This is a genomic window from Pseudomonas sp. MPR-R2A5 (genome assembly GCF_058793055.1).
Window position 1 is genome coordinate 19,594 of the sequence record NZ_JBXAFK010000063.1, and the last position, 18,200, is coordinate 37,793.

Genomic DNA, 18,200 nt, shown 5'->3' on the forward strand with positions numbered 1-18,200 from the left:
AAAGTCCCGTACTCAGCGGTACGGGACGTTTTGGTTAGCGCGTGCTCAGTGCCGGGGCCTCGTCCTTGGGTGCCCTCCAGCCCAGCAACTGTTGTTTGAAACCGTAGCTCGCGGCCTGGTAGTAGGTAATCGCGCGCTGGATCAGCGGATCATCACTGCCGACCCGCAGTTCCTGGCTCTCACCCAGGGCCTGGTCGTGGCGGCGCAGGCCCTGGCGTGGGCTGAGGATCGCCAGGTCCTTGCCGTCGAATAACCCCAGGTGCTGGTAGTTGCCGACCACTACCCGAGGTGGCAATGGGTTGTCTTGCAACAGGTTACGGCCGAAGAAGGTTGACTCGTAGCTCAGGTTGATCAGGCCCAGCAGGGTTGGCGCGAGGTCGATCTGGCTGGCCAGTTGCGCGTTTTCCCGGGCGTCGATCAGCTTGGGTGCATAGATGAACAGCGGAATCTGGTAGTTGATGATGGGCAGGTCTTCCTTGCCCGCGCTGCCGGCGGTGTGGTCGGCGACGAACACGAAGATCGTGTTATCGAACCAGGGTTTCTGGCGTGCAGCTTCCAGGAACTGGCCGATGGCGTGGTCGGTGTACTTCACTGCGCCGTCGCGGCCATTGCCGGATTTGATATCGATGCGCCCGTCCGGGTAGGTGTAGGGGCGATGGTTGGAAGTGGTCATCAGTTGCAGCAAGAACGGCTGTTGCTTGGCGTAGTCGGCATCAGCCAGCTTCAAGGTTTGTTTGTAGAGGTCCTCGTCCGCCATGCCCCAGGCGTTTTTGAAGGAGATTTCCGATTCGGGCACGCTGCTCTGGTCGACCACGCGATAACCGTTACCGCTGAAGAATGCGTTCATGTTGTCGAAGTAGCCACGGCCGCCGTAGACAAACACGCTGTCATAACCGATGGCACTGAGCTGCTGGCCCAGGCTGGCGAAACCGCTCTCACGGCCGATGCGCTTGACGATAGAGCGCCCGGGCGTCGGTGGAATCGCCAGGGTGATCGCCTCCAGGCCTCGGTCGGTACGGGTACCGGTGGCGTAGAAGTTATTGAAATACAGGCTTTGTTGGCGCAGTGCATCGAGGTTGGGCGTAAGGTTGCGCCCGTCGCCATTGCTGCCCATGTACTTGGCGCTGAAGCTTTCAATGGTCACCAGCACGATATTGGGTTTGCGCAACGTGCCTGGGTTGGTGATGGCGCGGCGGACATCCAGCGGGTCCTGACCGATAAAACGGGCATTCGGTTCGCTGAGTTCGGCGCGCAATTGCTTGGCCACCACGTCGGTCGACAGGCTTTTATAGAACTGCGAGTAATCCAGCTCGTTGTTACGGAACGCGGCGAAGAACTGATAGGGGCCATTGCTCGCCAGTTCGTTCATGTAGGCATTGCCGCCCTGGGCGCGTGGGCTGTCCTGGCTGATCAGTTGCAGGCTCAGACCGGCGACGACCAGCAACGCCAGGGCATTCAGCAGGCGGCCACGCATCGGCGGCAGTGGTGCGTTCAGCGCGGCATTGAACGGTTTGCGCAAGGCCAGGCTCAGCACGATGGCGAGCATTGCCAGCAAGCTGAGCAACTTGCCGATCGGGTAGGACTCCAGCAGGTTATTCAATACCTCGTTGGAATACACCAGGTAGTCGACGGCGATAAAGTTGAAGCGCACGCCGAATTCATCCCAGAACAGCCATTCGGCCACTGAGGTAAACAGCATTGCAAACACGCTGATGGTGAGCACCGCTTGCAGGAACCAACGGTGACCGCGGCGACGCCACAGCGCCGGTGGGCACAGCAGCAGGTACAAGCCCAAGGGCAGGGCGGCGTAGGTCAGGAAACCCAGGTCGTACAGCAAACCCACGCCGAACACTGGCAGCAGATTGCCGCCGACTTCATCCAGGTGAGTGACGAGCAGCACACTGCGTGTGAGCAGGAAAATAACCAGCCAGGTACCCGTTACCAGCAGCAGATAGCGCATAGGCGCTGTTTTGAGAAACCCCATGTCATCTTCCTTATATCAATGGGTGGCGATCTTCGGCCTGACACTGTAGTCAGTTTGTGAAGCTATAGTGAAAAACTCGTTGGTTTATTTAATCGGTTGAAAACCTTTATCGACGCGCCCCTCAGCTCTATCCCTGCGTCCCACTTGGCCTTAAGCTGCGCGAGCCAACACGGTCGTCACGAAAGTACGGAGACACTGCCCATGCGAATTTTATTGGTTGAAGACAACCGCGATATTCTGGCCAACCTGGCGGATTACCTGGGCCTCAAGGGCTACACCGTGGACTGCGCGCAGGACGGTTTATCGGGCCTGCACCTGGCCGCCACCGAGCATTACGACCTGATCGTGCTCGACATCATGCTGCCTGGCATCGATGGCTACACCCTGTGCAAACGCCTGCGCGAAGACGCGCGGCGTGATACGCCGGTGATCATGCTCACCGCCCGTGACCAGCTGGATGACCGGCTGCAGGGCTTCAAGTCCGGCGCCGATGACTATCTGCTCAAGCCGTTCGCCCTGTCGGAGCTGGCTGCCCGCATTGAAGCCGTGCTGCGCCGTGCTCAGGGTGGTGGGCGGCGGGCCCTGCAGGTGGCCGACTTGCATTACGACCTCGATACCCTGGAAGTCACCCGCGAAGGGCGCCTGCTCAAACTCAACCCGGTGGGCCTGAAGCTGCTGGCGGTATTGATGCAGAAGAGCCCTCACGTGCTGCGTCGGGAAATTCTCGAAGAAGCGCTGTGGGGCGACGATTGCCCGGACAGTGACAGCCTGCGCAGTCACGTCCACCAGTTGCGCCAGGTGATCGATAAACCGTTCGCCAAGCCATTGCTGCAAACCGTGCACGGCGTGGGTTACCGCCTGGCCGAGGGTCGTGATGGAGTTTAAGCAGAGCCTTGCCCAGCGCATCATCATCGCCTTTGCCTTGATGAGCGCATTGGTAGCGGGGGCCTTCGCCATGGGCATCGTCGCGACGGTACACCTGGTGGAAGAGAAGCTGATATCGGCTGGCCTGGGCGGCGATCTGCAGCGCCTGCTGCTGATGGACAGCGTCGAAGACTGGAGCCACCGACCCGAGCCGGACCAGCTGTTCTATTTCAGCGGCGGGCGCGGGGACTTTGAGCTACCCAAGGACCTGCGGCACCTGGAGCCGGGGTTCCATGAAGTGTTCCGCGAGGCGCTGTCGTATCACGCCATGGTCGAAGTGGTGGATGGCCGGCGCTATGTGCTGCTGCAAGACCAGAGTGACTTCGAGGAACGTGAGCGCGTGTTGTTTGCCGTGGTGCTGGTGGGCTTCGTGCTCAGCCTGGCACTGGCAGTCTTCCTCGGCTGGGTGTTGGCCCGCAAGGTCATGGCCCCGGTGGTGCGACTGGCGCGCCAGGTTCGCCATCGCGACCAGTTGCTCGGCCTGGCGCCGCCCTTGGCGCCGGATTATGCCGCCGATGAAGTGGGCGAGTTGGCAGTGGCCTTTGATGCCACGTTGGGCCGTCTGCGCCAGGCATTGTCCCGTGAGCAGTTGTTCACCAGCGATGTCAGCCACGAGTTGCGCACACCCTTGATGGTACTGGCCAGTTCCTGCGAACTGCTGTTGGAAAACCCGGCCATCGACCAGCGCGGCCGTAACCAGGTGCTGCGCATCGCACGGGCCTGTGAAGAAATGCGCGAGCTGGTCCAGACCTTCCTGATGCTGGCACGCGCCCAGCACAACGATGCCACCATGTCGCCGCGGGTGACCCTCACCCAGGTGGCGGACGATTTGCTGGGCATCTGGCGCGAACCTATCGAGCAAAAGGGGCTGGAGTTGATCTATCAACCGGGCAATCCCCTGGACACCCGCTACAACACCACCTTCCTGCACGCGGTGATGGGCAACCTGTTGCGCAACGCCCTGCATTACACCGAACGGGGCTTTATCCGCCTCACGCTGGAGCCCAGTGGTTTCGTGGTGGAGGATTCCGGTGTCGGCATTCCCGAAGACAAGCGCGAGGCGATGTTCGAACCTTTTGTGCGTGGCAGCGAGAAGCGCGGCGAAGGCCTTGGCCTGGGCTTGTCCCTGGTGCAGCGCATCTGTGAGAACCAGGGCTGGAGCGTCAGCCTGAGCACCATGGAACCCAACGGTTGCCGCTTTCATGTCGAGTTGAGCCAGGTCAAACCTTGACCGCCCATCCTGCCGCTATGCTGCGGCAGATTCCCCGCTGTTCGGCGAAGATGGCCCCGTGCTACTGACTGTATCTGTAAAATCTTGAAATGTATGAGATTGGACAGGACAAGTTTTTCACACTTGGTTGACCTGTTGATCACAGTTAGCTGCCTAAGGTTGTAGGCATCAGTAACTGGAGATCAGCGATGCCTACCCCGATCAAGCTCGAATTTTCTGAAAAATACGACGATCAGCACGCGCAGAATTATTTGCTCAAGCATCAGGACAATTTGGCTCGCCGGTTGTCCCACAAACGTGACGAGCAATTGGCGCGCGGCGCACTGGCCATGGCCGGTGAACCGGGGCTGGTTCTGGACTTGCCTTGCGGGGCTGGGCGCTTCTGGCCGCTGCTGGCCGAAAAACCCAACCGCGTGATTATCGGTGCCGACAATTCGGAGTCGATGTTGAAGGTTGCGATGCACGCGCAACCGGCGGACGTGGTCAAACGGGTACGACCCTTGCAGACATCTGCCTTCGATATCGATTTACCCGATAACTCGGTCGATAGCATCTTCTGTATGCGTTTGATGCATCACATTGGTGATCCTGAGCACAGGCTGGCGATACTGCGCGAATTTCAGCGTGTAACCCGCGACAGCGTGATCATCTCGCTGTGGGTGGATGGCAACTTCAAGGCCTGGAAACGTAAGCGTGCCGAAGTAAAACGTCGTAAGAAAGGTGAGCAGGAAGGTTACCAAAACCGATTTGTGTTACCGGCTGCTACTGTTGAGGCAGAGTTTGAGCAGGCCGGTTTCCGTGTTCAGGAATCCCTGGACTTCATCCCGCTCTACGCCATGTGGCGGGTGTACGTATTGCGCAAGAGGTAACAGGATGGCAGTTGAGTGCGTAGCAGGCAGTCACGTAGCTCCCGAAGAGCGATTTGATTATTTTTGGCGCCAGCAGGGCGAATGGGTCGAAGAGCCCAATCGTCGGCGCGGTGGTGAAAGTGGTGTGCAGCGGGTGGTGGGCCCCAATGGGCGCTTGCTCTACAGCAAACGTCAGACCGGGCATATCTACCGCAGTTGGCTGCATCCTTTTGGACGTCCCACCGTGTTGCGCGAGCGCGATGCCCTCAAGGGCCTGCGCTTGCTGAATGTGCGCGTACCGGAAATGGTGTTCTGCGAGGCACGTCGTGATCCGGAGCACCAATGGAAGGCATTGTTGGTGACCGCTTCGCTGGATGGCTTCGATGAAATCGAAAAATGGTACGCCGCCGGTGGCCGTGAACAGTACGGCGAAGGAGTCCATGAGCGCCTGCTCAAGGAAGTGGCAACAACCCTGGCGCGTATGCACAAGGGGCGCTGGCAACATGGTTGCCTGTACATCAAGCACATTTTTGCGCGGGTCACCGGCGAAGGCGACTCGGCCACCGTGGAAGTGGCGTTGCTGGATTTTGAAAAGTGTCGCCAGCGCCTGACCGCCTATCGGGCGGCGTCCCACGATATGCTGCAATTGCGCCGCCATTCGTCGTGGAGCGATAGCGACTGGGAAAAACTCAGCTACTTTTACGAGACGGCGTTTGGCAGCGCTATCAAGGGTTTAACCAAATGAAGCTAGAAATAGCACGAGGTCTGTTCCTGGTGGGGGCATTGGGCATTGCAGCCTTGGCCCTGGTCGCCTGGGAACAACCTCGCACACAAGTACTCAGCGCGGTGCAAAGCGGCGGGCAATGCCTGTTGCCGCGCGTCGCCAAGGCGAGTGTGGCGGTCAAGCCTGACCACGAGTTACTGCTGTTTATGTTTGGAATGTCTCAAGGGATGAGGCCGCAAAGTTGAAACGATTGAAACCCCCGGAAAGGGCCTTGCGATGCGAGGCCCTTTTTTTTGGGGTGTGCCCCAGGCATGGCGCGTTGCGCGAAGCACAACCAGCTTGGCTGTGGCGGTGCTTTCGACGGCGCTATCGAGTGGTACCCGCGGTTGGCGGCTCTTCACTATCTGCCCGGACTCGAGCGGCATATCCTTGATTGCCTGCGCAATCAGCAGACTCAGGTTCACGCCCTTCAAGGCCTTCCGTGTACTCACTGATGGTCAGCGTGGTTGCCTGGGCTGCGCGACGGCCATCGCCACGACGACACTCTCTGGCGGTTTGGGCCTGGAACAGACCGGGATCAGCAGGTAGATAGAAAAGGCCGTGTAATCCGCCCGTGGCAGGGCGATCAGCCGCACCACACTCCCTACGATCAACCTGCGGCGGCATGGCACCTTCCGGTTCCTTGGACGGATTGGGGCCGACGAATCGAAACGTTACTCCGTCTTTCCCAGGGGGGGGCGCTGGCAATGTTGACAGGCCTGGCAGGGGGGCCGGCAGCGCATGGCCGAGTAGCGGCGGCGCTTGAGGAAGGATCTCAAGCCGGCCGTAGCCTCCGAAGGGTGAGGGATACACCGGCAGCGGCAAGATACTGCCGGGTAGCATTCCGGGTTTTGCCAGCAGGGTGTAGATGCAGGGCAGTACAAATAAGGTGAACAGGGTGCCCACGGACATGCCGGTGGCAATCACCAAGCCGATATCGAATCGGCTGACCGCCCCGGCACCGCTGGCCAGGATCAACGGCACGACGCCCAGGACGGTGGCGAGGGTGGTCATCAGAATCGGACGCAGACGCGTCGCGGCGGCTTGTTCGACAGCTTCGCGAATCGTTAACCCCTGCTCTCGGCGCAACTGGTTGGCGAATTCGACGATCAGGATTCCATGTTTGCTGATCAGGCCAATCAGCGTGACCAAGCCTATCTGTGTATAGATGTTCAGGCTCGACCATCCCAGGAACAGGGCGACCAACGCCCCGCAGACCGACAGCGGTACGCTGACCAGGATCACCAGTGGGTCGCGAAAGCTCTCAAACTGGGCGGCCAGTACCAGGCCGATGATTGCCAGTGCCAGGCCAAAGCTGCCCCATAACGCGCCACCTTCCTGAACGAACTGACGCGTGGCGTTGCTGTAGTCAAAGGTAAAACCGGGTGGGGCTTCCTCTTGCGCAATGTCGCGCAGGGTGTCGATGGCGTCGCCCATGCTGACAATCGGGAAACCCGCGATCAGTACTGAGTTCATTTGTTGGAACTGATTGAGCTGGCGTGGTCGTGCTTTCTGTTCGGACACCGTGATCAGCGTGGACAGGGGCAGCAACTGTCCTTTGGCGTTTTTGACGTAGTAGTGGTTCAGCCAGTCTGGCGTGTTTCGGAACGCTTGTTCGACCTGGGCAATCACTTTGTAATGACGGCCATCCATGCTGAATCGGTTGATTTCTGTCTCCGCCAGCAGTGTCGACAAGGTCAGCCCCAGGTCTTGCATCGAAACACCCATCTGTGACGCCTTGTTTCGGTCAATGTCGATCACGACTTCTGGCCGGTCGAAGGCCAGGTCGATGTCGACGTAAGCGAATTTTCCTGAGTCGATGGCGCGTTGCTTGACCCGTTCCGCTACATCAAGCAGTGACTGATGATCGCCGGGCGTACTGATCACGAAACCGAAGGGCAGGCCTTCACCGGTGCCCGGTAGGGCGGGCAGGTTGAAGGCAAGTACCTGAAGGCCGGGAATGCTGTCCAGTTTCTCGCGCAACTGTTCCAGTATCTGCATCGAAGTACGCTCACGTTCCCCCCAGGGTTTGAGCAGGAAGCCGCCGATGCCCGATTGCGCGCCGTTCAGGCCGTTGATCTGGAACGACCCCTGATACTCGGCGAGTGTCTCGAACAGCGACGTGAAGTCCTTGGTGTGGGCGTTCAAATAGGCGAGGTTGGAGGCTTGCGGCGCTTGGGTGAGCATAAAGACAACGCCTTTGTCCTCATCCGGCGCCAGCTGTGAAGGCGTGAACATGAGCATCGCCGGGATCAGGAGCAGAACGATCAGAGCGAACACCAGTACGACCGGGCGTGCATTCAGCACCTCTTGCAGGAGGCGTAGATAACGCTGTTTCAGGCGTTCGAAAATGCGATCCAGCGTCAGTGCGAACCCTTGGGAAGGCTTCCCCTTGCGTAGCAACAGTGCGCACATCATCGGTGACAGGGTCAGTGCCACGATGCCGGATATCACCACGGCCCCGGCCAGGGTCAAGGCGAACTCCTTGAACAGCGAGCCCGTCAGCCCCTGCAAAAAACCGATGGGGGCATAGACCGCCGCGAGCGTAATCGTCATGGCGATGACCGGGGCGCATACTTCCCGAGCCCCTATGATCGCGGCCTTGAAGGGGGACCAGCCATTTTCAATGTGCCGATGAATGTTTTCCATCACCACAATGGCGTCATCCACCACCAGCCCGATGGCCAAGACCATGGCCAACAGCGTCAGGCCGTTGATGGAATAGCCCATCAGTTGCATGAAAAACATCACCCCGATCAAGGATAAGGGGATGGTGACGATGGGAATAATCACCGAGCGCAGTGTGCCCAGGAACAGGAACACCACGATCACCACGATCAGTACGGCCTCCAGCAGCGTGGTCACGACTTCGTCGAGGGAGGCTTGGATAAACTGCGTGGAGTCAAAGGCAATATCGGCCGCCAGATCGGGCGGCAGCTGTGATTGCAGCGCGAGAATGAACTCACGCACCTGCTCGCCGAGCTCAAGAGGGTTGGCGTCCGGTGCAGGCTTGATGCTGATATAGGTGGCAGGCATGCCATTGAATGAACTGAAACTGTTGTAGTTTTCCGCCCCGATCTCCACCCGTGCCACGTCACCGAGGCGAACCTGGCTGTCATTCGTACTTTTCAAGGTGATCGCCTCGAAATCCTCGGCCGTGCGCAGCAGCGTATTGGCATGGACGCCGGTGACGACATAGGCGCCCGTGACCTCACCGGCTGTCGACTGCACGTTGTAGCTATTGACGGCCTGGCTCACATCGCTGGCGCTCAAGCCGAAGCCGGCGAGCCTGATGGGGTCCAGCCACAGGCGCATGGCGCGGGTTTGATTGCCGATGATTTCTGCGTCTGCCATGCCGGGCAGCGTCGACAGTCGGGGTTGTACCACCCGTTGCAGGTAGTCGGCGACTTGGGCGCTACTCATCGTATTGCTGGAGAAGCTCAGGTACATCAAGGCGGTCGTATCCGTCGCGACTTTGCTCAGTACCGGGTCTTGTGCCTCGCGGGGCAGTTGGTTGCGCACTTCGTTGATCTTGGCCAGCAACTCGGTAAACAAGCGATCGCTGTCGGCGCCGGTACGGCTGTGCAGAGTAATCACCGAGACATTCTGGCGGCTCGTGGACTTCATGTAGTCGATGCCTTCAGCGCCTGCCAGGCTTTTCTGAAGTGGCTGCGTGACAAGGCTCTGAATAGTTTCGGCGTTGGCTCCCGGGTACAGGGTCGTCACGGTGATCTGGGCATTTTCCATTTGCGGGTATTGGCGCAGGGGTAATTGGTGGTAGCCCTGCAGCCCCAGCAACAGGATCAACAGGCTGACCACCATGGCGAGTACCGGGCGGCGAATAAACAGATCGGTAAATCTCATGGTGCGGCACCGTTGTCGCCAGAGAAGAGCGGCGCGTGCGGCGACAGGTTCCTGTCGGCGCTGACGATGACGGGGGCGCCATGTTTGAGCTTGAGTTGGCCCGCCGTGACCACCTGCTCACCGGGCGCCAGCCCCCTGGTGATGATCACCTGGCCATTGCGCCGCTCGCCGGTCTCTACCGGGCGTTGTTCGGCGGTCAGTACCGTACCGGCGGTTTCTGGGGCAGCTTCGTGTGGCGATACAACATAGACATACTGGCCAGCAGGGCTATAGCTGATTGACTCCTCTGGAACGACGACCTGCGGCGTTGGCTGTGCCAGTTGCACCTGCAAACTGGCGAACATGCCCGGCAGTAAACGGTTGTGCGGGTTGGGCAGGGTCGCCCGGACCCTGACATTCCGGGTACTGTCATCGACGATGGGGTTGATGGCGCTGACCAGGCCAAGGGTGTGCTGCCCGGGGCGCGCAGAAACTTCAACCTGTACTGATTGGCCGACTTCAATGAACTGGACCGCTTGCTCGGGTACGTGGAAGTCGACGTAAAGGCTGCTGGTGTCTTGCAGGCTTGCGATCACTGCCGTGCTTTGCAGGTAGTCGCCGATATTGACCTGGCGAATGCCGATGGTGCCACTGAAAGGGGCGGTGATATGTTTCTTTTCCAGCGCCGCGGTGTACTGCTTGACCAGCGCATTGTGTCGATTGAACTCGGAGGACAGCCGATCAAACTCACCTTTTGAGATCGCCTGACTGTCCACCAGCATCTGGCCGCGCTCGAAATTCTGTCGGGCCAGGCTACGGTTTGCCAGGGCGATGTCCCGCTGGGCCGTCTCCATCTGGTTTTCCAATTGCAACAAGGATTGCCCGGCTGTAACGGCTTGTCCGGACTCGAAATGCACATGCGTGACGACACCAGGCACTTCGATACTCAGATCGATTCCCTTAAGCGCTTTGAGACTGCCAGCCGCCGGCAGTTGGCGCTGCCAGAGCTGCGTGACGACCGGCGCCACCGATACGCTGGCGGGCGGCTTGGGGGCATTCAGACGTGCCAGTTGTTGGTTGATCCAGAACGCTTTGTAGCCCGCTAGCATCGATACCACGACGAGAACGACACCAAGCATCGCGAACATGCGGCGGCCAGGCATAGATGGCTCCTTGGGTAACAATGACGAAGGCGTCGATTGTTATTAGGGCCGTAGGGGCGGGTAAGCCGAAAAATCCCCTTTGGATGAAGGGCATATAGCTATCAGAAGAAGGAAGCCTTTCTGCTTCTTGTAGGAATATACCCGCCAGGCAGTGCCGCCAGCGGGTATGTGAGCACTCTGCCGAGAGCGGCGTCAGATCAGGTGGAGATGGTTATCCCAGAGCCCAGCCGGCAACTCCAACGGTTTTGCTAGCAACTCTTGCTGGCGGCAATCGTAAAAGCGGCAACGGCCTTGGCCTGACGTGACGACAAACCCATCCGCCACCGCCCCGACACCGGCGCAGTCCGGCAACGGAGCGTCCAGGCGCAGTTCAGCGCTGTCGATGTCCCAGATAAAGAAGCGGTTGCCCCGTGGGGCGGTCAATGCCACCAGGCGCAACTCACTGTGCACCGCGACGCTGGCGGTGTAATGACCCATTGCCTGCAACTGCTCATCCGCCACTGGAAACGCCACGAACGGTTGCCCTGGGCGCTTGATCGCCAGCAACTCGGAACGCTCCTGGGACGGCCCCATGAACTGTTGCCCGGTAAGGACGGTGCCATCACCGGCGATGCCCATATGGCGCACGCTGTTCATCGTCTGCCCGAGGGTTTCCTTGCTGATCAGCGTACCGTCGCGCTGCATCAGCACCAGGCTCGGTTCCATGGCATTGAGGTTCATCTCCACGCGGCTTTCGGCTTCGGTGCGAATGCCGCCGTTGGCGACGACCAGGGTTTCGCCGTCGGGCATCCACGACACCTGGTGCGGGCCGATACCGTGGGTGGATAGCTCACCGCTGTGCACCAGGCGCTCGCCTTCGAACCTGTACACGCCGAGCAGGCCACGGCCGGGGTCGGACGTGTCGTTCTCGGTGGCGTACAACCAGTCGCCGCTCTTGTGGATCACCGCATGGCCATAGAAGTGGCGATTGGCATGGGAGGTGACAGTTTGCAGCAGCGCGCCGTTGCGCAGGTCGATCAGGTAACTCTCGGTGCCCGGGCGACGGGCGACGAACAGCGCTATCGGCAGCGTCGGGTGGTTGATGATGTCGTGGCAGCGCTGGCCGACCTGGGTGGCAAACACCCGCTGGCCGTCCAGGCGATAGCCCACGGCGTAGTGCTTGCCGTCTGCATCATCGCGTGCCGACAGCAGCAGTGGGCCCTTGTCCTTCTGCTTGAACAACGTCCAGCCACCCAACGTCACTGCGCTGAGCAGCAGGCTACCCATCGCCAAAGCTTGTCGCCTGAGCATCATCAGTCACCGTCGTTGGCGTTGAAGCCCAGTTGGATGCCCAGCGCCTTGGCCAGTTCGCCTTCGTGCAGGCGGTGGACGACATTGAGGCTGTCATAGATATCGTTAAGCTGCTGGCGGCCGGCGTCATCGGCCAACAGTTCGTTCAGCGTGCGCTGGTTGCTGGCGAACAGTTTCAGGGCGGCGGCATAGGCGGCGTCGATCTTGTCGGCCAATGGCTTCTGCGCTGACGGCAACAGGCCACGCAGGCCCTTGTTGTCGACCCCGACCCATACGGTCTGGGCGGCGGCCAGGCTGGCTTCCAGGCTTTGCAGGGAGGATTGGCTGCGCCACATATCGGCCTGGAACGGTTGCGCAATGCCCTTGGTCTGGCGGCCCATCGGCGTGCCAAGTTTTTTCTTCAGGGTGTCCAGGGCGGTAACCTGCGCACGCAACAGGTCGGCGATGGCTTCGTGGGAGTCGGCATAGCGCTGGTTCGGAAACTTGCTCATCTGCGCGAGCATGCCGTCGGTGCTGTTCCAGCTGGCCAGGATCTCTTCGGCCAGGGCTTTCTGGCGCTCGCCAATCGCCACCAGCAGCGGGCAGTAACGGGCTTTCTGCGCGTCGTCGGCGAGGTCGGTCTTGGCGTCGTAGAGGATGTATTCATAGGCCGACAGGCCCTGCACCACTACGCTGGACTTGGCCAGGGTGGCCGCATCGATCTGTGGCTGGGCGCTGACCAGTTGCTCGACCTGGCGGCCCACCAGGTTTTTCTTGTCTGGCCAGAACTGCACCTGCCACGAACGGTTGCCCTCGGCCAGTGGGCCGATCAGCAGCGGTTGCAACTCGGCCCAGGCCTTTTGCGCGTGAAGGAAGTCGGCGCGCGCGGTATCCAGGCTTTCTTTGCCTTGGCAGTAAGCCAGGGCGCTGACGGCCAGTTGACGGTCGGCTTCGACCCAGCGGCTATACGTTGGCAGGATCACTTGCTTGGCGATCGCCGCCGAGGTCACGGCTTGCGGGTCTTGAGGCGAGCAGGCGCCGAGGGCGAGGGCGGCCAGGCTGGTGAACAACAACTTGGGACGGAACATGTCGAGCTCCCTTCTGTAATGGGGGTGACGCTTATAAAGAGTTCAGGAACGCCAGCAACGCAGCGCGCTGTTCGGCATTGAAGGACAACACATGCTGCTGCGCCGCCTGTGCTTCACCGCCGTGCCAGAGCACGGCCTCCAGCAGGTTGCGGGCGCGGCCGTCATGCAAGAACTGGGTGTGGCCACTGACGGTTTGCGTCAGGCCGATGCCCCACAACGGCGGGGTGCGCCAGTCGCGGCCGCTGGCCTTGAATTCGGTACGGTGATCGGCCAGGCCTTCGCCCATGTCGTGCAACAGCAGGTCGCTGTAGGGGCGGATCACCTGGTTGGCCAGTTCAGGTTCGGCGGCGTTGGCCGCCGTGGTGAAGGCCGGAGCATGACAGCCCTGGCAACCGGCCTGGTAAAACAGGTTTTTCCCGGCCAGGACTTGCGGCGCATTGACGTCGCTGCGTGCGGGCACGGCAAGGTTGCGGGTGTAGAACAGCACCAGGCGCAGGATATTGTCGCTGACTTCGGGTTCGCCATCGGGGCCGTTGCCGTTGGGCGCCTGTTTGCAAGCCACTTGGGCGTCGGTGCAGTCATCGAAGGGCCTCAGGGAGGTCGTGAGGCCCATATCACCGGAAAATGCGTGAACATTTTGTTGATTGAGATTGGGTTGCCCGGCTTTCCAGCCGAAACGCCCGAGGACGGTCTTGCGCTGGGCATCGTCCCAGACCCAATTGGCCCGGCCGACGATGGCGCCTTTGGCGGCGGTCTTCGGGTCGGTGTTGCGCAGGATATCCGCATCAGGGATGGCTTCGAGCAACCCCAGGCCGATCATCGGCGGGGCGATACGCGCGGAAACACGCGTATCGGGGTGCATCGGCCCGTAGCCGAGCTGGGTGATGCGCAGGTCCGGCTTGCGCAACTCGACCACGGTACCGTCCTTGAACGTCACATTGACCGGCGTGTAGTCGACCCGCACCTTGCCTTCCGGCACCACCCCAGGCACGGCCATATCCTGCAATTGCCCGCCGTAGACCGGCTCGGGCACGACGCCGAGCTGCTCGATCACCTTGGCGTAAGGCGGCGTATCCGGGATCGACAGGCGCACCAGCATCGACACCGCATTCGGTGCATCGGGCAACGGTGGGTGGCCACGGCCGTCCTTGATATGGCAGTTCTGGCAGGCGTTGGTATTGAACAGCGGGCCCAGGCCATCGCGCGCGGTGGTGGTGGAGGGCGCGATCACCCAGGGGCTGCGGAAGAAACTGTTGCCGACGCTGAAATCCAGGCGACGGGTCGGCGCCAGGTTGGCCGAGGGCAGGGAGAACGCGTTCTGGTCGCGTTTGTTCACCGTCGTCGCGCCGCCGGCTCGTGCTTCACCGGGCTCGGCCTGGGTGAAGTGCGGGGCGTCGTCGCACGCGGTCAGGCTCAAGGCCATTAATGCGGCAGACAGGCGGAATAGCGGACGGAACATCGAGTTTCCCGGACGAAGGCTGAAAATCAGGTCGCAAAGTCTAACAGGGCGGGGCAGTTTGAATAAGAGCAATTATCGTTTGATGGCATCCCGATTCATTCCCGTTAGAATGACCGCACATTTTTTTCTGGAGGTGGCCAATGCAGGCTCTCGACGCTTTGCTCAACCGTGTTTCCGTGCCGCGCTTGCTGGAGCCTGCACCGACCCAGGAGCAGCGCGATGTGCTGTTCGCCGCCGCCATGCGTGCGCCCGACCATGGCCAGTTGCGCCCTTGGCGTTTCCTGACTGTCGAAGGCGCCGCCCGTGAGCAGATGGGCACGTTGCTGGCCGAAGCCGCGCGCCTGCAGGACCCCGACGCACCGCAAGCGCTGATCGACAAGGCCCAGAATGGCCCGTTGCGCGCGCCGCTGGTGGTGGTGGTGATTGCTCGCCTGCAGGAACACTTCAAGGTGCCGAAATCGGAGCAGTTGCTGGCGGCGGCTTGTGCAGCCCACGGCATTCTGCTGGCGGCCTATGCCCAGGGGATTGGTGCGGTGTGGCGCACGGGTGAGTTGTCGTACTCGGCCCACGTGGCCAAGGGCCTGGGGCTGACGGCGGATGAGGAAGTGATTGGCTTCCTCTATTTGGGTACACCGCAGAATCCGCCGCGTACGGCAGCTAAAGAAGACCTGACGCAGTTTGTCAGCGCCTGGACCGGTCTTTAAGGCAAGTGTGATCCAAATGTGGGAGGGGGCTTGCCCCCGATAGCGGTGTGTCATTTATAGATAAGTTGACTGACACTCAGCCATCGGGGGCAAGCCCCCTCCCACATGGGTCCTGTTGTGTTTTTTAAACCCTGAACTGATCCATCAACTTCATCTGCTGGCTGGCCAATGCGTTGAGTTGGCTGCTGACCGCCGCCGACTCGGTGGCCTGTTCGGTCAGGGTCTCGGTCACGCTGCGGATCGCCGAGACGTTGCGATTGACCTCTTCGGCCACCGCGCTCTGCTGCTCGGCGGCGCTGGCGATTTGCAGGTTCATGTCGCTGATTACCGTCACTGCGTCGCTGATCTTGCCCAGGGCCTGCACTGCCTGATGGATCTGCCCGGCGTTGCTCTGGGCCTGGTGCTGGCTGGAGTGCATGGTCGCCACCACTCCTCGGGTGCCGCTCTGGATGCGTTCGATCACCAGGCGGATTTCCTCGACCGAGTCCTGGGTGCGTTTGGCCAGGTTGCGCACTTCATCGGCTACCACCGCAAACCCTCGCCCGCTTTCCCCGGCACGTGCGGCTTCAATCGCGGCGTTCAAGGCCAGCAGGTTGGTCTGTTCGGCAATGCTGCGGATCACTTCCAGTACGGAACCGATCTGCTCGCTGTTGACGGCCAGGGCTTCGACTTCGCTCACGGCTTTGCTGACTTCTTCAGCGAGGGTGGTGATGTCGCGGGTACTTTGCTCGATGATCGACATGCCTTCACGCGCCGACTGGTCCGCCCCGCGTGCGGCACTGGCGGCATTCGAGGCGCTGTTGGCGACGTCATGGGCGGTGGCGCTCATTTCGTTGGAGGCGGTGGCCACTTGGTCGATTTCGCGGAATTGCACCTGCATGCCTTCGCTGGTCTGGCGTGCAATGGCCGAGGACTGGTCAGCCGTACCGCGCGCTTCGGTGATGCTTTGCTTGATTTGCGCGATGGTCGGTTGCAGCTTGTCGAGGAAGCGGTTGAACCAGTTCACCAGTTCGCCCAGTTCATCTTTCTTGGCGTAGGCCAGACGCTGGGTCAGGTCACCGTCGCCGCTGGCGATGTCCTTGAGCATGGCGGCCACACTGTTGATCGGGCGGGTCACGCCGGTGGCGGTCAGCCAGACCAGCAGCAGGCCCAGCAAACCGGCAGCCGCCGCCACCAGCAAGGCCTTGAGCGTGCCGCTGGCCTGGGCGTCGTCGAGCAACGCTTGCAGCTTGACGTTATCGGCCAGCATCACGCTTTTGGGCAGCTTGATCACGATGCCCCAGGCTTTGGCGTCGGCAATCGGCTTGACCGGGTACACGGCGCGAATGGTCCCGTCCTGTTCGCGGATCATGCGGTTATCGCTGGCCAGCAGTTGCACGATTTCCTTGCCTTCGGCGCCAAGGGTATCGATCAGGTTCTTGCCGATCTTGGCCGGCTCGCCACTGTAGGCGGCAATCAGACCGGTGCTGGAGAGAATCTCCAGGTGGGCCGCACCGTTGAACAGGTCGTGCTGCGCGGCATCGGTGGCGGCTTGCAGGGTGTTGAGGGCGATGTCGACACCGACCACGCCGATCATTTTACCGTCCACGATCAGTGGCTGGGCGATGGTGGTCATCAGCACGGGTTTGCCGCCCACCGTATCTTCATACGGGTCCAGCAGGCACGTATTACGGGTGTCCCGTGGGCAGGTGTACCAGATGTTGTAGGGCGTACCGTTGAGGGTGAGGGTGGTCTTGTTCAGGTCATCCTCGACCATGATCGTGTTCAAGCCCTCGCCGCCGGCGCGGCTCCAGTAGCTGGAGAAGCGGCCTTTTTCGTTGGACACACGGGCCTTGTCATTGATGAATTCGCTGTCCTTGCCATCCAGGCCGTTGGGTTCGAACGACAGCCAGAAACCCAGCACCTTGTTGTTGCGCTCGAAGGCGGTTTTTACGCTCTGGTTGAGTTCTTCACGCAGGGCGCCGGCCTCCAGGGAGCGCTTGGTCCCGAGGTTGCGCAGGTCTTTGATCTGGTCGGCCAGGGCGGTCAGGGCCACCAGGCTATCGCCAAAGGTCTTCTGCAACTGTACCGCTTGCTCCCCGGCCTTGGCCTGCAGCAGTTGTTCCACGCTGGCAGTGAGCATTCGTGAGCTTGAATCGCTGACCAACTGATCGTTCTGGTGGGTGTTGTAGATATTGATACTGACGACCAGCGCAATCACCCCCAGCAGGCAAAGGCCGGACAACAGCACGATTTTCAGGCGGATGGAGAGGCTGATGAACATAGGCTTACTCGCGAATGAACGTGTTGGAGGGCAAGCAATTCAGGCCAATTCCATTCAGCGCTATGTCTGAAACATCGGCGTAACAAATCAATTCATGAGAGGTAGGCGATAAGCGGTAGGAAAACGGCTACAGTCGGCGTCACACGGGCTGTGCGAGCCGTTCGGGGCGTGACCAGATCCACAGGTTGCCCAGGCTCATCCCGGCGATTGCGAGGTAGACCGGCCAGCCGTGATCCAGCATCACCAGCATCAGCCCGGCGCACAGCAGCATGCTGACGGTGGCGCTGAACTTGGCCCGGCGCGTGATGATCTTGCCGTTGCGCCAGTTGAACAGGATCGGTCCGAACAGGCGGTGGTTTTCCAGCCAGGCACTCAGGCGTGGCGAGCTTTTGGTCGCGGCCCAGGCGGCCAGGAGGATGAATTCGGTGGTGGGCAAACCCGGCACGACAATCGCCACCAGCCCGATGCCCAGGCTGACGTAGGCCAGCAGGCCGAAGAGAATCTGCGCGATTTTCGAGGTGGATTGGGTTTTGCCGGTCATGGTGAAGCTTTTCTGGGGGAAGGTTTACAAAGAAGTCCGCACTGTGAAGTGCGCCCCAGAAGTTGGACACCCATCCAATTTCTGGGGCGTTTTCATGAGCAAGTACACCACGCAGTTCAA

General features: G+C 60.6%; 13 protein-coding genes and 2 pseudogenes. 6 read left to right on the top strand and 9 right to left on the bottom strand.

What is annotated here, in order from left to right; all coding sequences use genetic code 11:
- Positions 1 to 34: 34 nt before the first annotated feature.
- A complete protein-coding gene (locus tag AC1Q6I_RS30925) occupies positions 35 to 1,984 on the bottom strand; it encodes an LTA synthase family protein (protein WP_024077212.1) in 1,950 nt (649 codons plus the stop codon).
- Positions 1,985 to 2,185: 201 nt separating this feature from the next.
- Between AC1Q6I_RS30925 and colR the strand changes: the two genes are divergently transcribed.
- The 5 genes from colR (at position 2,186) to AC1Q6I_RS30950 (ending at position 5,956) form a co-directional block, all read left to right on the top strand.
- On the top strand, positions 2,186 to 2,869 hold the full coding sequence (gene colR, locus AC1Q6I_RS30930) for a two-component system response regulator ColR (protein ID WP_016975511.1): 684 nt from the start codon (positions 2,186 to 2,188) through the stop codon (positions 2,867 to 2,869).
- Positions 2,859 to 4,139 (top strand): sensor histidine kinase, encoded by a 1,281-nt coding sequence (locus tag AC1Q6I_RS30935; protein ID WP_024077211.1) that lies wholly within the window; start codon positions 2,859 to 2,861, stop codon positions 4,137 to 4,139. Before colR ends, AC1Q6I_RS30935 begins: the two co-directional genes overlap by 11 nt.
- 188 nt (positions 4,140 to 4,327) lie before the next feature.
- Positions 4,328 to 5,008 (top strand): class I SAM-dependent methyltransferase, encoded by a 681-nt coding sequence (locus tag AC1Q6I_RS30940; protein WP_024077210.1) that lies wholly within the window; start codon positions 4,328 to 4,330, stop codon positions 5,006 to 5,008.
- Between the two features lie 4 nt (positions 5,009 to 5,012).
- Positions 5,013 to 5,732 (top strand): lipopolysaccharide kinase InaA family protein, encoded by a 720-nt coding sequence (locus tag AC1Q6I_RS30945; protein ID WP_102642555.1) that lies wholly within the window; start codon positions 5,013 to 5,015, stop codon positions 5,730 to 5,732.
- Positions 5,729 to 5,956: a hypothetical protein gene (locus AC1Q6I_RS30950; protein ID WP_024077208.1), complete on the top strand. Its 228-nt coding sequence runs from the start codon at positions 5,729 to 5,731 to the stop codon at positions 5,954 to 5,956. The genes AC1Q6I_RS30945 and AC1Q6I_RS30950 overlap by 4 nt, the downstream gene beginning before the upstream one ends.
- Positions 5,957 to 6,596: 640 nt before the next feature.
- Here the strand turns inward: AC1Q6I_RS30950 and AC1Q6I_RS30955 are convergent.
- The 5 genes and pseudogenes from AC1Q6I_RS30955 to AC1Q6I_RS30975 form a co-directional block, all read right to left on the bottom strand.
- Positions 6,597 to 9,614 (bottom strand): annotated as a pseudogene (locus AC1Q6I_RS30955) (multidrug efflux RND transporter permease subunit); the annotation flags it as partial.
- The gene (locus tag AC1Q6I_RS30960; protein ID WP_102625104.1) at positions 9,611 to 10,756 is read right to left on the bottom strand and encodes an efflux RND transporter periplasmic adaptor subunit; all 1,146 of its coding nucleotides are present in this window, start codon (positions 10,754 to 10,756) and stop codon (positions 9,611 to 9,613) included. The gene AC1Q6I_RS30960 and the pseudogene AC1Q6I_RS30955, both read right to left, overlap by 4 nt.
- Positions 10,757 to 10,948: 192 nt before the next feature.
- Positions 10,949 to 12,046: a DUF1513 domain-containing protein gene (locus tag AC1Q6I_RS30965; protein ID WP_102625107.1), complete on the bottom strand. Its 1,098-nt coding sequence runs from the start codon at positions 12,044 to 12,046 to the stop codon at positions 10,949 to 10,951.
- A gap of 2 nt (positions 12,047 to 12,048) precedes the next feature.
- Entirely contained in the window at positions 12,049 to 13,113 is a 1,065-nt protein-coding gene (locus AC1Q6I_RS30970; protein ID WP_069076908.1) for an imelysin family protein, read from the bottom strand.
- Positions 13,114 to 13,144: 31 nt separating this feature from the next.
- The gene (locus tag AC1Q6I_RS30975; RefSeq protein WP_102625105.1) at positions 13,145 to 14,572 is read right to left on the bottom strand and encodes a di-heme oxidoreductase family protein; all 1,428 of its coding nucleotides are present in this window, start codon (positions 14,570 to 14,572) and stop codon (positions 13,145 to 13,147) included.
- A 140-nt stretch (positions 14,573 to 14,712) separates the two neighbouring features.
- Here AC1Q6I_RS30975 and AC1Q6I_RS30980 point away from each other — a divergent pair, with 140 nt between their 5' ends.
- Positions 14,713 to 15,276, top strand: coding sequence for an NAD(P)H nitroreductase (locus AC1Q6I_RS30980; protein ID WP_024077202.1), 564 nt, complete (start codon positions 14,713 to 14,715; stop codon positions 15,274 to 15,276).
- Between the two features lie 124 nt (positions 15,277 to 15,400).
- On the opposite strand, the gene AC1Q6I_RS30985 is transcribed toward AC1Q6I_RS30980, so the two are convergent.
- From AC1Q6I_RS30985 to AC1Q6I_RS30995, 3 genes and pseudogenes are all read right to left on the bottom strand, one after another.
- Positions 15,401 to 16,156 (bottom strand): methyl-accepting chemotaxis protein, encoded by a 756-nt coding sequence (locus AC1Q6I_RS30985; RefSeq protein WP_371858348.1) that lies wholly within the window; start codon positions 16,154 to 16,156, stop codon positions 15,401 to 15,403.
- 102 nt (positions 16,157 to 16,258) lie between these two features.
- Positions 16,259 to 17,539, bottom strand: a pseudogene (locus AC1Q6I_RS30990) (methyl-accepting chemotaxis protein); the annotation flags it as partial.
- A gap of 139 nt (positions 17,540 to 17,678) precedes the next feature.
- Entirely contained in the window at positions 17,679 to 18,080 is a 402-nt protein-coding gene (locus AC1Q6I_RS30995; RefSeq protein WP_024077200.1) for a YbaN family protein, read from the bottom strand.
- Between the last annotated feature and the right edge of the window lie 120 nt (positions 18,081 to 18,200).

Coding starts and splice junctions, on each gene's coding strand:
- AC1Q6I_RS30925 (WP_024077212.1), bottom strand. CDS start 1,984: ATGGGGTTTCTCAAAACAGCGCCTATGCGCTATCTGCTGCTGGTAACG.
- colR (WP_016975511.1), top strand. CDS start 2,186: ATGCGAATTTTATTGGTTGAAGACAACCGCGATATTCTGGCCAACCTG.
- AC1Q6I_RS30935 (WP_024077211.1), top strand. CDS start 2,859: ATGGAGTTTAAGCAGAGCCTTGCCCAGCGCATCATCATCGCCTTTGCC.
- AC1Q6I_RS30940 (WP_024077210.1), top strand. CDS start 4,328: ATGCCTACCCCGATCAAGCTCGAATTTTCTGAAAAATACGACGATCAG.
- AC1Q6I_RS30945 (WP_102642555.1), top strand. CDS start 5,013: ATGGCAGTTGAGTGCGTAGCAGGCAGTCACGTAGCTCCCGAAGAGCGA.
- AC1Q6I_RS30950 (WP_024077208.1), top strand. CDS start 5,729: ATGAAGCTAGAAATAGCACGAGGTCTGTTCCTGGTGGGGGCATTGGGC.
- AC1Q6I_RS30960 (WP_102625104.1), bottom strand. CDS start 10,756: ATGCCTGGCCGCCGCATGTTCGCGATGCTTGGTGTCGTTCTCGTCGTG.
- AC1Q6I_RS30965 (WP_102625107.1), bottom strand. CDS start 12,046: ATGCTCAGGCGACAAGCTTTGGCGATGGGTAGCCTGCTGCTCAGCGCA.
- AC1Q6I_RS30970 (WP_069076908.1), bottom strand. CDS start 13,113: ATGTTCCGTCCCAAGTTGTTGTTCACCAGCCTGGCCGCCCTCGCCCTC.
- AC1Q6I_RS30975 (WP_102625105.1), bottom strand. CDS start 14,572: ATGTTCCGTCCGCTATTCCGCCTGTCTGCCGCATTAATGGCCTTGAGC.
- AC1Q6I_RS30980 (WP_024077202.1), top strand. CDS start 14,713: ATGCAGGCTCTCGACGCTTTGCTCAACCGTGTTTCCGTGCCGCGCTTG.
- AC1Q6I_RS30985 (WP_371858348.1), bottom strand. CDS start 16,156: ATGCAGGTGCAATTCCGCGAAATCGACCAAGTGGCCACCGCCTCCAAC.
- AC1Q6I_RS30995 (WP_024077200.1), bottom strand. CDS start 18,080: ATGACCGGCAAAACCCAATCCACCTCGAAAATCGCGCAGATTCTCTTC.